Raw genomic sequence first — 12,070 nt, 5'->3', positions numbered from 1 at the left:
TTCTAATATGAGTTTAGCTTTAAAAGCCCTTAAAAACCATACCGGAGTTTACGGAATTCTGCTATCGGCTTGTTGTTATAACAATAAAAAATTTCATTCGTAAAAATACGGAGTTGAAATGCTAAAGCACTTGTTTGTTATAAGGTGGTAATTTTACAAAGTGTTAAATTTTGATCTGTCTGCCCCATAAACAGATAAAATGAAAAGAAGGTTAGGAAGATTTTAGTCAGTTTATCACCGGGGATTTATACAAAAAAAGAGTATGAATAATTATTTTCATAGTATCATAGATATTATTCCGGAAATTGTAGGTTTTGTTTTAGGACTAAGTGTATTAGTTTACTTTATTTACGATAGAAATATAAGGGGAATGTTGTACGCAAGCTCAATATTTATAGGGTCTGGTTTTATCGCTCAGATTTTGTGGAGTAATTTGCAATCAATTAAAAACTTTATTGTTGAAAACAAAGATATTTTAAATTTTCCCATTTTATCTACAGTTATCGGTATTTTTGGAGCTAATCAAATTTTAAGATATTTGACAGCGAGAAAAGAAAAAAGAGAAATATCAATTCTTTTTGAGAATGCCATAAATTCTCAATTTCGTTTTTTGGAATTGATAGAAAAATATTTATTTTTAAAATATGAAAATATCAATAAAAGTAAAGGTGATATTGATATGTATCTGGAAAAGCTAAAGGATAACAAATATTTTATCACCGCTTTCAACAAGATTGGTATTTATGATTATTTTACAATAGATTTAATATCAAAATACGCTGTCAAGCTTGAAGAAACTTTGACCTATATTGAAAAATATTATCAATATTTTAATAATGTAAATAAGGAAATAAAATCGTTATCTATACAAGGAGACAAATACAACGAACCCATATTTCAATATGAACGAAGTTTTGTTCCGACATACATATCAATTATTACAACTTCAGTTTATGGTGTTTTGTGTATTTATTTTTTGGAGATAAACTATAAAAGCAAAAGTATAAATGAAGCTCACAACAAATTTATAACTAGCTTTAACGAAAAAATTAAGCATTTAAAAGACAACTTTGATTTTACGATGTTTTTTAAAATTTCTAAAAAAGAGAGTAGTGGTTTGATTGATGATCTGAGGGATATTAGAGAAAAATATAGAAAAATTACTAATAATACTTATATTACTAACCCAGTTGATGAAGATCCGATTTATATAAGCCAAATATTATTTAGTGATGTTCTTTTACAAAGAGCATCTCCTGTTGTAAAAACTATTTATACCAATAAGGAAGCGATTGTAGCATTTGGAAACTCCGAAGTTGAGGCAATCAATAATAGCAAAAGCATTTTGAAGCATTACCTGGAAAAATATTGCTGTGATTTTGATGAACATAAATTTAATAATATTATTAAATCTTCTGATATCAAACCTTATCTCATTTCGCCTTGGGGTTAATTATTACAAAATTATAGACACATGGTATAATGTTGCAGGTTAGTGAGTAAAAAGGAGGGTTACAAGTCTTTTTAAGAATCATTCGTGAATGATGAATGCTGAATTATGAATGATGAAAGGGGGTTAATTCTGGCAGAGCAGAGATCTTTTAAATAATGGTGAGCAAGGTGGTAGCTGGAAGATTCGAGAAATCGTGGTTTAATCAATGAGAGTCATTAGTCGTAAAGCATTGCGGAAATTCTGGGAAAAACACGCTGATGCCCAGTCTCCTCTGTTGCTTTGGTATCAACGTATTACCGCCGATCAATTTGCCTCATTGAATGAACTACAGCAAATTTTCCCCTCCGCAGATATTGTTGAGAACTTTACAGTCTTCAATATTGCTGGCAACCGCTATCGTCTCATCGCATACATTGATTATGAGTATAGAATGGTGTTTATTCGCTCAGTTCTGACCCACGCAGAATATAGCAAGGAGAAATGGAAAAATGACGAGTGGTTTAAAGACTCCTAGCCCTTATTATTTAGAACTCATTACCGCATTTCCCCCTCGCCCGATAACCAATGAACTTGAATACCAAGCCACGCAAGCACAAATTAACAAAATTTTAGACAAGCCCCAATTAAACTCCGATGATCGCGCCTATCTAAAAATTCTCGGTCTGACCATCTACGACTATGAAGAAGAAACCGAATCCTTTTGAAATAGCCATCAGTAAGCCTACTTTGTATAGAGATCGAGAGTCAGCGATTTAAATGGAATAATTTTGAAACTAGATGTCAAGAAAATCGGCTATTATTGGTAATAAACAATCACGATTCACATCAATGGTAAATTCTATCGTTAACTCACGCACCGTTCTGCTTTATAGGGATGAAGACGGCTACTTCATTGCAGAAGTCCCCAGTTTACCGGGTTGCATTAGCCAAGGCGAAAACCGCACTGATGCTCTCAACAATATTAAAGAAGCAATTGATCTGCATATCGAAGTATTGCGCGATCGCGGTGAACCCATTCCACCAGATACTATCGAAGTTGTGCGGGTATGAGTAAACTTCCCATTGTTTCCGGTAAGCAGTGCGTTAAAGCCTTGTAAAAAGTTGGTTTTGTTCTCTATCGACAACGGGGTAGTCATATCACCTTGGTTCGGGATAATCCTAAAACACAACTCACAGTACCCAACCACAAAACTGTTGCCAAAGGTACACTTCATGCAATTCTACGTCAAGCCGATCTCACCATAGACGAGTTTAACAACCTACTTTAGAAGTCACGCAGAATAACTATCCCCAAATTATCAAAACTATCTTCGTTATATTGTCTTTTGTTCAATAAAATCAATACAATGACTCGTCAAAAACCCTTTTCTTACGAAGAATTTAAAGCCATTTATTCCCAGGTTCCGCGACTGGTTGTAGAAGTTGTTGTACAAACAGAAAACGGAATTGTTCTCACCTTGAGAAAAGATGCGTCTTGGAATAATCTTTGGCATCTTCCGGGGGGTACGGTTTTTTATAAAGAATATATTGAGGATGCTATTCAACGCATCGCCCGGGAAGAATTAAGCATTGAAGTGACAAAACAAAAATTTATTGATTATCTCGAATATCCGAGTGAAGAAAAAGAACGAGGGTTTGGTTGGTCGGTGGGATTAGTGTTTTTATGTACGCCTAATTCTCCCCTGCCTGAGTCTAACCAAGAAGGGGAAAAAATACAAGTTTTTGATTCCATTCCCGATAATATTGTTGAGGAACATAAAAGGCTTTTAACAGGCATTTTCTCTCAAAAACAATGATTTTTGATTAAAATGTAATTCCTGTAGGGGCGGGTTCTGTAAGATATCTGATACCAGTCAGGGATTGAACTAAACCCGGCCCTGCCGAATATTAGGGATAATCAACCGGACTCGATATGATCGCAAAACAAACCACGAAGACACAAAGACACGAAGTATTTTAATGGGCGCAAATCGCAGCGCCCCTACAATGTGTTAATTATTGTGGAAGGTGAACGCCAATTTTTTTTCCATCTGGCTTGTAAACTTCAAGGGGAATTTTCGCATTATCACTAATTGCTTCGAGGGCAATTTTTAACGTTTGAACGTGTTTTTCAGCTTCATTGCGTTTTTGGGGATTTCCACTGCGATCGCCTGTAATTGCAGTGTCTTCTATCTTGCCGACATAATCCGGTGCTAATCGAACGGTAATTAAATCAGGATTGACACTATAACTACAAATGGTAGGTGAACCTGTACAAGCGGTTTTCAAATCTTGACGGGCTTTATTGACTCGAGAAGCCACTTTATTTTCAGCTTCGGCTTGTTTCCAAGATTCTGTATAAGATGTGAGCAACGGCTGCATTTCGACATGGTAGGAACTGCTCACCGGAACTCGTTTGGCATAAGTCATCGCCTGAGACCAGTATTTTACCGCTTCTGACCAGGCCCCTCGCTCTGCAAAGATTTGGGCTTGATCGGCGTTATTCACCGCACGAGTGAAAGCATCCTGTCCGACTTGTTCAATGGTTTTGCGATCGCGAGCATCTTCTAATTTAGGCTGATAGCGAGCGAGTAAAAGTTGCGCCTCTTGATGAGCTGTTGTTCCCGGTACAATAGAAGCCAGAGTATTCGTTGCATTTTGCCAGGTATCATAAACCAATTGCCAACTTTCCACGCCTCTAGCGACTCCCTGACGGGCTTGAGCGACTTGAGCGGCTTTTTTGGCTTCAGCGAGGGTGAGACGGCTTTGGCGCTCTAGAGCGAGGCGTCCTCTCACTTCAGCTAAGTTCGCCCGATATTGTTGAAGTCGATCAGTCGCAAAAGGATAAATCGTATTTTCTGGGGGAACTTGTTCGAGTTGAGCGATGGCTTGTTCCCATCTCGACTTAATTTTGTCCCAATCTTCTACCCCATAGGGAGGGTTTTGAGCTTCTTGTGAGGCTAACCCCGCTATCCACAACGCTTTGACGACCGATTCTAACTCTTTAGATTGGGGTTGGTAAACCGATAAAAGCGCTCTGGCTTGGCGATGATAGGGCGACCAAAAGGGAATTCTGTTGAGTTGTTTGATGGCTGTATCTAACTGTTCTTTAGCAATTCCTGGGGCTTTAGAAGTCGTCACTGTTTCAATCGTTTCTTCAGACTTTTGACCGAGTTGTTTAGCGGTGTCAATCACCTGACATTCCCCAATCACACAAGGACGGGTCAGAACATAAACACAACCAAAGATCGCCAATAAACTAATCCCCACTTGAGGGGTCAGTAAATAATTTTTGGGGGGAGGTTCAACAGAATTTTCGGTTAAATCTTCGTCCTTTTCCTGCTCTTGAGGGGTTGAATTGATTTCCTCTAAATCTTTGGGGTCAAAGGGATTATCTTCCCAATCTGAAAACGGATTTAGACTGGCTAATTCATCCAGGGGTTGTTGAGTTTCGACCGATGAATTCTTCGGGTTATGAAGATGAGTTTTTGATTGAGCTTTTTGCTGTTTTTCAGGTCGGGCTTTCAGTGCTGTTTTCATAGGTTATCCTCGGATGCTACAATCGGGCATTGGGTCTGATCAAACGGTTTTATCGTGAGAAATTTTATTCATCCTTAAAGCTTCTCTTGGTAGAAATCATCACTTTAAATTTCTAAAACTTCACCATAGGTTTCTCCATAACAAACCTGTTGTAAGCTAAAGCGTCCGCCATACTGTTTAAAAGGTTCGGCTGCATATCCCATCGCTAAGATACAACAAACATCCACCTCCTCTGGAATTTTAAACGCTTCTTTAACTTGAGTTGTAACAAATCCTTCCATCGGACAACTGTCAACCCCGTAACTTTGAGCGACCATCATCAGATAAGCAACTGCTAACATCGTCTGGCGGTTGATCCAAGCTTCGAGAGATTCAAAACTGGTATGCTTTTCAAACAACGCCGGAATACTGGATCGGATAAAATCAGCATAGGCATCATTGATCGCGGATTCGCTTTTACCCAGTTCAATCACCGATTCGATATAATCCGATTGATTCACACGCCGATCGCCACAGCAAATTAACACGACGGGCGCTTCCTCCACCTGGCGCTGATTCGATGCACAAGCCCTCAGCTTTTGTTTGTTTTCCAGACTGCGAACAACAATAAACCGCCAGGGCTGAAGGTTGTATCCCGAAGGGGCTTGTAAGCCTAATCTGAGGATTTCCTGTAGAATGACGCTGGGAATCAGATCGCGTTTAAAAGCCCGAGCCGCCCGCCGTTGTTCGATCGCTTGTCTGAGATTGATAGAAGGTTGCATAACGTTAGTTTGAGGTTGACCTGGGGAAATTCATCGCAGAAGATAGCCTAAAGGCGTCTAACACCAGTTGCAGTTTATTCTAAAGGAGTAGTTGTCAATTTCTATTATTTCAACCCCAACTCCCGTTTTAGTAAATTGATCGACTCAGCACCAATATAATTTTCACAGCAGAGCAGTTGAGGAGGGCGGATAATTTCGTCTCTGTTGGCTTGAACCGAAACTTTCACCGTCTCAAAACTGGCTTGATCGCAGATAATCACCCGAGCGCTACGAACAATCGCGTTAATCTTGTAAGCATCCGTCAGTTGAGCCGTCATCACCAACACTTGTTCACCCCGTAGACTGTGAATAATCACCTCAGTCGCTCGCAGTAACCCGGAACTGAGACTGACAATCCCCAAATAGGTTCCTTTGGGTAAATCTTGTACCAGTTCAATTTCACGAGCATAATCATAGATATCGATAGGAATCACCCGCACCGATTTCGGCGCCGCGATCGCTTCCGCTTGGCCGATAAAATAGCGACTGGTGACAATCGTTCCCGATGGCACCTGCTCAATGGTTGCTGCTAATTGTTCAATCGGGACTAACTGCACCGGAATTCGTAACGCTTGTTCGAGTTCTTGGGCCATTAATTGTCCAATGCCAATATCTTGCATCGGGGCGGTGACTAAAACTCTCGCACTGCATCGCAGTCGCCAGTCAATCTCGGCTAAAAACAGTTCTCTGGCTTCATTGAGGGTACACCCTTGGGAGAGGAGTTCATCTAAACCCCGTTGAATGACTTTGTTGGCTTCGGGATAATGTTCGAGAATGGGCGAATTCAGCCGAGAACCTCCTTCGTGACCCAAAGCCCGCACATAAATCCCTGATCCGGCTTGAGCTTCGACTAAACCACTATCTTCAAGCTGGCGGTAGACTTTGCTAATGGTATTACGGTGCAGCCCAGTTTGCATCGCGAGTTGACGGGTACTCGGTAAGCGATGTCCCGGTGGAAACTGCCGAGAGGCGATCGCAAAGCGAATTTGGTTAAATAACTGGTTAGAGGCAGGAATGTCACTATCTGGCTGAATATAGAACTGAACCATACGAATCTCCTAAAGTCAGCCTCAGACGTCGCCAACTGGCCATCTGTGCTGTCATGGGTCTGTGTCGGAATATGAGTAACTTGTCGATTTAGGGGCAATGACCTGTACTATAGAGTAGTTTACTCAAGATTCATCTTAGGCAAAAATATTTTGATGTAGAAGCTCCACCTATTGAGAATTATGTCAGATTTAGAAATTCGCACGGCTAATGTTATGGTGGCTAACGGGGACTTAGAGATCGCCGCTTATTTAGCTGAACCTGTTGGCGAGGGAAGATTTCCAGGCGTTGTTGTGATTCAAGAGATCTTTGGGGTCAATGATCACATTCGCTCTGTTACCCAACGAATTGCGAAAGAAGGTTATGTGGCGATCGCTCCGGCCATCTATCAACGTCAAGCTCCTGGTTTTGAGGTCGGTTACAGCAATCAAGATCTAGAATTGGGTCGCAAATACAAGGAACAAACCAAAGCCTCAGAACTCAAGAGCGATGTTCAAGCAACGATTAACTATCTGAAAACGTTAGAATCAGTTCAAGCCGATGGCTTCGGTTCGATTGGATTTTGTTTTGGAGGTCATGTTGTTTACCTAGCAGCCACCTTACCTGATATTAAGGCAACGGCTTCGTTTTATGGCGGGGGAATTGTCACGGGAACCCCAGGCGGTGGTGAACCGACGGTTAGCCGGACATCGGAAATTCCCGGAGTCATTTATGGTTTTTTTGGGACAGAAGATCCCCTCATTCCCAACGAACAAGTCGATCAAATTGAAGCTGCGTTGAAACAGCATCAAATTCGTCATCAAATTTTTCGCTACCCAGCGACTCATGGGTTCTTCTGCGATCAACGCGATAGCTATAACCCTGACGCCGCAGAAGACGCTTGGAAACAGGTTCAACAGCTTTTTAGCCAGGAACTCAAGGCTGCCTAAATCCTCGTCAGTTGAGTTTGACACTGATTAACTTTATCCGACAATGGCGACCTGTTGGTGACAGAATTAGCTATATTGGAATATCCAGACACTTTAATCGCAGGAGTTGGGCGGAGTTGGAAAGGGGGGTAGGAATAAAAAAAAGTAGCCCAATTGATAGATTCTTTGTTTTCTTGTGAACTCCTATGAATACGAAAAATACATCTTTCTCACTTGATGATTTCGCAAAAGCCCTAGAACAGCATGACTATGACCTACGAAAAGGCCAGGTTGTACGGGGCCAGATATTTGAATATGCTAGCGATGGAGTCTATGTTGACATTATTGGTGGCAAATCTCCCGGTTTTTTACCCCGTCGAGAAGCATCTTTAGCCGATGTAGAAGATTTATCTGAAATTCTACCGCTTAGAGAAGAACGAGAGTTTTTAGTCATTCGTGAACAAAATGCAGAAGGTCAAGTTCTCCTCTCCATTCGACAGCTAGAACTCGATCAAGTTTGGGATAGACTGAGTGAATCTCAAACGCACAATCAAAGCTTTCAAGTCCGAGTAACCGGGATGAACCGAGGCGGCGTAACGGTAGAATTTGACTCCCTACGTGGATTTATTCCCCGCTCCCATTTGATAGAAAAGGATGACTTAAATAGTTTAATCGATCAATTGCTCACCGTTAATATTTTAGAGCTAGATCGCGATCGCAATAAACTGGTTTTTTCTCAACGCATGGCGTCTGAATCTGTCAGTTTTGGTCAACTTCAAGTCGGTCAACTCATTGAAGGGAAAGTCAGCAGCGTTAAACCGTTTGGTGTGTTTGTCGATTTAGATGGCGTGACGGGATTGATTCATATTAAAGAAGTCAGCCAAAAATATATCGACTCTCTCCCGAATTTATTCCCTGTTGGTCAACTCGTAAAAGCGATGATTATTGACCTCGAAGAAGGGCGGCGTCGGGTTTCTTTATCGACTCGACTGTTAGAAAATTATCCAGGGGAAATTGTTGATAAATTCCCCGAAGTGATGGACTCAGCAGAAGCCAGGGCTGAACGAGCGAAAAAACTGATTATTGCTTCCTAAATTCACCCAAAAAACCCTTGATTCATGGATCAATTCACCACTAAGACACAAAGACAGGAAGATTCATTCTTGGTGTTCCTTGTGTCTTGGTGTTTTTTTCCTCAGCTTTTGGGAGTCTGGAGAAATTTACCACTAAGACACAAAGACAGGAAGATTCTTTCTTGCTGTTTTTTTCCTCAGCTTTTGGGAGTCTGGAGAAATTTACCACTAAGACACAAAGACAGGAAGATTCTTTCTTGGTGTTCCTTGTGTCTTGGTGTTTTTTTATCTTGAGAATTGGGCTTGATTCTGTCTTCTGAATTGCTTATTTTATATGGTTTATGTGTTGGGTATTGATGGCGGGGGTACGAAAACGGTTTGTTTATTAATGGATGAAACTGGAAATGTTCTCAGTCGTGGAAAATCTGGCTCATCCAATTATCAAACCATTGGGATTGATGCTACAAAAATAGCAATTCAAACCGCTATTAATAAAGCAATTTATAGTTTTTTAGATGACAAAAATTATAATAAGATTTTAATTCAAGGATTAGGAATTGGACTCGCTGGCGTTGGTCGTCAAGAGGATTTTAACGTTATTAATAACCTAGTTGAACAAGTAAAAATAAACTTAAAATCATCAATAAATTGGGAATTAACTGCAAATTCGACTAGGATTAAAAGTGATAGTATTATTGCTTTAGTTGGGGGTTTAGGTCATTCAGTTGGAATTGTTGTAATCGCTGGAACAGGTTCGCAAATATTCGGACAAAACAGCCAAGGAAAAACGAAACGGGTTGGGGGTTGGGGTTATCTATTAGGGGATGAAGGAAGCGGGTATTTTATCGCGATTTCGGGGTTAAAAGCCGCCTTAAAATCCCATGATGGGCGCTTAGGTTCAACTCAGTTAATCTCAGCCTTTAAACACCATTTAAACCTCACCAATATTGAATCTTTAATCGAAGTTGTGTATAGACGAGGATGGACGGTTCAACAAATCGCAAGTTTAGCTAAAATTGTTGATCAAGTTGCGAGAGATGGAGATGAAATCGCCAATCATATTATTAATACAGCGATAGAAGAATTAGTTTTTGCAACAAAAATAGCCATCCACAGTTTATTTGAACCCGATGAAACTGTCGAAATTGTCACTATCGGCGGAGTCTTTCAAGGAATGAACCATTTTCACTCAAAATACATTGAATCTTTAAACCGTGTCGCCCCGACTGCTAAGGTTATTTTACCGCGTTATGAACCTGCTTATGGGGCGGGAATATTGGCGTTAAATGGGTTGGGGTATTTTCCCCACTAACTAGGGTGGGTGACATCAAAACATTGGTAATTCCACCAGTAGGGGGATGACATCAAAGAGTTATTAAATATAACAGTTAACCTATCAGTTGTCACCCACCCAACAACTTTTCCCCAAGAACCCGGTTTCTTGGAGAAACGGGGTTTTTAAAACCTAACCAATTTGTTAAACTAACTTATAGTAGAACTTGACACTCAAGCATAATGACAACAACACCAGAAAAACAAACTCATCCAACTCCCCCTGGTAATTTTGGTTTACCGCTCATTGGAGAAACCCTTAGTTTTCTGCGAGATGCAGATTTTGCTGATAAACGACATAAAAAATATGGGTCAGTCTTCAAAACAAATATATTTGGTCGCCCCACGATAGTAATGATAGGAAGTGAGGCAAATCGGTTTCTTTTTACCAATGAAAAAAAATATTTTGAAAGTAATTGGCCGCCCAGTACAAAAACACTTTTAGGGCCAGCTGCTCTGTCAATTCAAACCGGAGATATTCATAAATCTCGCCGCAAATTATTAGCCCAAGCCTTTCAACCGAGGGCGTTAGCGGGGTATGTTCCGACAATGGAAAAACTGACTCGCCGTTACTTGCAAAACTGGGAACAGCAGAAAACTTTTGCTTGGTATCCGCAACTGCGAAAATATACTTTTGATGTGGCGTGTAAATTGTTAATTGGAGAAGAAAGTGCTTCAGAAACCTCAATGGCTGAATGGTTTGAAATCTGGGGAGAGGGATTATTTACACTTCCCTTGCGTCTACCGGGAACGAAATTTAATCAAGCCTTAAATTGTCGGACAAAATTATTGAATAAAATTGAAAGTATTATTCGTCAACGTCAACAACAAACTGAGCCTAGAGAAGATGCGTTAGGGCTATTACTACAAGCAAAAGATGATGATGGAAAGAGTTTGAGTGTAGAAGAACTCAAAGACCAAATTTTAACACTATTATTTGCAGGACATGAAACTTTAACCTCTAGTATTACGGCTTTTTGTTATCTTCTCGCCCAACATCCTGATGTTTTAACCAAAGCCAAATTAGAACAACAGCAAATTCAACTAACAGAACCTATCACCTTTGAACAGTTAAAATCAATGCAATATTTAGATCAAGTCATCAAAGAAGTATTGCGGTTTATTCCATCTGTGGGAGGTGCATTTCGAGAAGTTATAGAAACTTGTGAATTCAACGGTTATACCCTTCCGAAAGGTTGGTCTGTTCTTTATCAAGTGGGACGAACTCATCAAGATCAGACCCTTTACAATGAACCTGAAAAATTTAACCCTGATCGATTTTCTCCTGAAAACACCCAAGAACAACCCTATGGTTATATTCCATTTGGGGGTGGAATGCGAGAATGTTTGGGGAAAGAGTTTGCTAAATTAGAAATGAAAATATTAGCTACAATGTTGTTGCGGGAATACGAGTGGGAATTGCTTCCGAATCAAGATTTAGAGATGACCGTTACACCGACTCCTCATCCAAAAGATGGGCTTTTAGTGAATTTTAAACGTTCACTCTGAGGTCTATTAACCTCATTCTAACCGTCTCCTGAAAACCCATAGCCTCCTCTTTTTAGGGGGAGTATGAGAAACTGATATCATGTCCGGTTAATCAATCATCTCAAGCGTAGGGGCGGGTTTTTACAGTTTACAGTTATACAGTTATCAGTTACCCTCCGGGTTCGCCAGTCGCTCATGGGGGAAACCCCCAAGACCGCGCTGACTCACCAGTTTTTACAGTTATCAGTTATCAGTTTTTACAGTTATCACGGGTTACTGGTCACTGTTGAGGGCGGGTTTATGTCTATTATTTCTAGGAAAACATAGATTGACTCGCAACCCGCCCCTACTGGTCACTGTTTACTGTTCACTGGTCACTGTTTAAACCCGCCCCGCCCCCATAACACGCATTAATCAACCGGAGATGACTGAGTTTTTGATAGGGGTTAT

The 12,070-nt window shown here is 40.5% G+C and carries 12 protein-coding genes and 1 pseudogene; 10 read left to right on the top strand and 3 right to left on the bottom strand.

The window, feature by feature from the left end; translation table 11 throughout:
- Positions 1-262: 262 nt before the first annotated feature.
- The 6 genes and pseudogenes from VB836_RS26965 (at position 263) to VB836_RS26940 (ending at position 3,249) form a co-directional block, all read left to right on the top strand.
- Positions 263-1,453 carry a hypothetical protein gene (locus VB836_RS26965; RefSeq protein ID WP_323224175.1) on the top strand — a complete coding sequence of 397 codons (1,191 nt, stop codon included), beginning with the start codon at positions 263-265 and terminating at the stop codon, positions 1,451-1,453.
- A gap of 205 nt (positions 1,454-1,658) precedes the next feature.
- Positions 1,659-1,967 (top strand): type II toxin-antitoxin system HigB family toxin, encoded by a 309-nt coding sequence (locus VB836_RS26960; RefSeq protein ID WP_046282418.1) that lies wholly within the window; start codon positions 1,659-1,661, stop codon positions 1,965-1,967.
- A complete protein-coding gene (locus VB836_RS26955) occupies positions 1,942-2,157 on the top strand; it encodes a transcriptional regulator (RefSeq protein WP_323224173.1) in 216 nt (71 codons plus the stop codon). Before VB836_RS26960 ends, VB836_RS26955 begins: the two co-directional genes overlap by 26 nt.
- A 124-nt stretch (positions 2,158-2,281) precedes the next feature.
- On the top strand, positions 2,282-2,503 hold the full coding sequence (locus tag VB836_RS26950; protein ID WP_046282416.1) for a type II toxin-antitoxin system HicB family antitoxin: 222 nt from the start codon (positions 2,282-2,284) through the stop codon (positions 2,501-2,503).
- Positions 2,504-2,562: 59 nt separating this feature from the next.
- Positions 2,563-2,721 (top strand): annotated as a pseudogene (locus VB836_RS26945) (type II toxin-antitoxin system HicA family toxin); the annotation flags it as partial.
- Between the two features lie 78 nt (positions 2,722-2,799).
- Positions 2,800-3,249, top strand: coding sequence for an NUDIX hydrolase (locus tag VB836_RS26940; protein ID WP_323224171.1), 450 nt, complete (start codon positions 2,800-2,802; stop codon positions 3,247-3,249).
- A 199-nt stretch (positions 3,250-3,448) separates the two neighbouring features.
- Here VB836_RS26940 and VB836_RS26935 read toward each other — a convergent pair whose 3' ends face one another.
- The 3 genes from VB836_RS26935 to VB836_RS26925 form a co-directional block, all read right to left on the bottom strand.
- The gene (locus tag VB836_RS26935) at positions 3,449-4,972 is read right to left on the bottom strand and encodes a hypothetical protein (protein ID WP_323224169.1); all 1,524 of its coding nucleotides are present in this window, start codon (positions 4,970-4,972) and stop codon (positions 3,449-3,451) included.
- A gap of 104 nt (positions 4,973-5,076) precedes the next feature.
- The gene (locus VB836_RS26930) at positions 5,077-5,733 is read right to left on the bottom strand and encodes a nitroreductase family protein (RefSeq protein WP_046282414.1); all 657 of its coding nucleotides are present in this window, start codon (positions 5,731-5,733) and stop codon (positions 5,077-5,079) included.
- 104 nt (positions 5,734-5,837) lie between these two features.
- Positions 5,838-6,821: a GntR family transcriptional regulator gene (locus tag VB836_RS26925; RefSeq protein WP_323224168.1), complete on the bottom strand. Its 984-nt coding sequence runs from the start codon at positions 6,819-6,821 to the stop codon at positions 5,838-5,840.
- A 180-nt stretch (positions 6,822-7,001) separates the two neighbouring features.
- On the opposite strand from VB836_RS26925, the gene VB836_RS26920 reads away from it, so the two are divergent.
- The 4 genes from VB836_RS26920 (at position 7,002) to VB836_RS26905 (ending at position 11,641) form a co-directional block, all read left to right on the top strand.
- Positions 7,002-7,748: a dienelactone hydrolase family protein gene (locus VB836_RS26920; protein WP_046282412.1), complete on the top strand. Its 747-nt coding sequence runs from the start codon at positions 7,002-7,004 to the stop codon at positions 7,746-7,748.
- A 185-nt stretch (positions 7,749-7,933) separates the two neighbouring features.
- Positions 7,934-8,821 (top strand): S1 RNA-binding domain-containing protein, encoded by an 888-nt coding sequence (locus VB836_RS26915; protein ID WP_049560832.1) that lies wholly within the window; start codon positions 7,934-7,936, stop codon positions 8,819-8,821.
- 313 nt (positions 8,822-9,134) lie between these two features.
- Positions 9,135-10,112, top strand: a complete 978-nt coding sequence (locus VB836_RS26910; RefSeq protein WP_323224165.1) for an N-acetylglucosamine kinase — start codon at positions 9,135-9,137, stop codon at positions 10,110-10,112.
- Positions 10,113-10,315: 203 nt separating this feature from the next.
- Positions 10,316-11,641 carry a cytochrome P450 gene (locus VB836_RS26905; RefSeq protein WP_323224163.1) on the top strand — a complete coding sequence of 442 codons (1,326 nt, stop codon included), beginning with the start codon at positions 10,316-10,318 and terminating at the stop codon, positions 11,639-11,641.
- The last annotated feature ends 429 nt before the right edge of the window (positions 11,642-12,070 follow it).

This window comes from Limnoraphis robusta BA-68 BA1 (assembly GCF_034932365.1).
In the GTDB taxonomy this organism is placed as follows: Bacteria; Cyanobacteriota; Cyanobacteriia; order Cyanobacteriales; family Microcoleaceae; genus Capilliphycus; species Capilliphycus robustus.
Note: the sequence above shows the minus strand (reverse complement) of the source record. Positions and strands in the feature narration are given on the sequence as shown.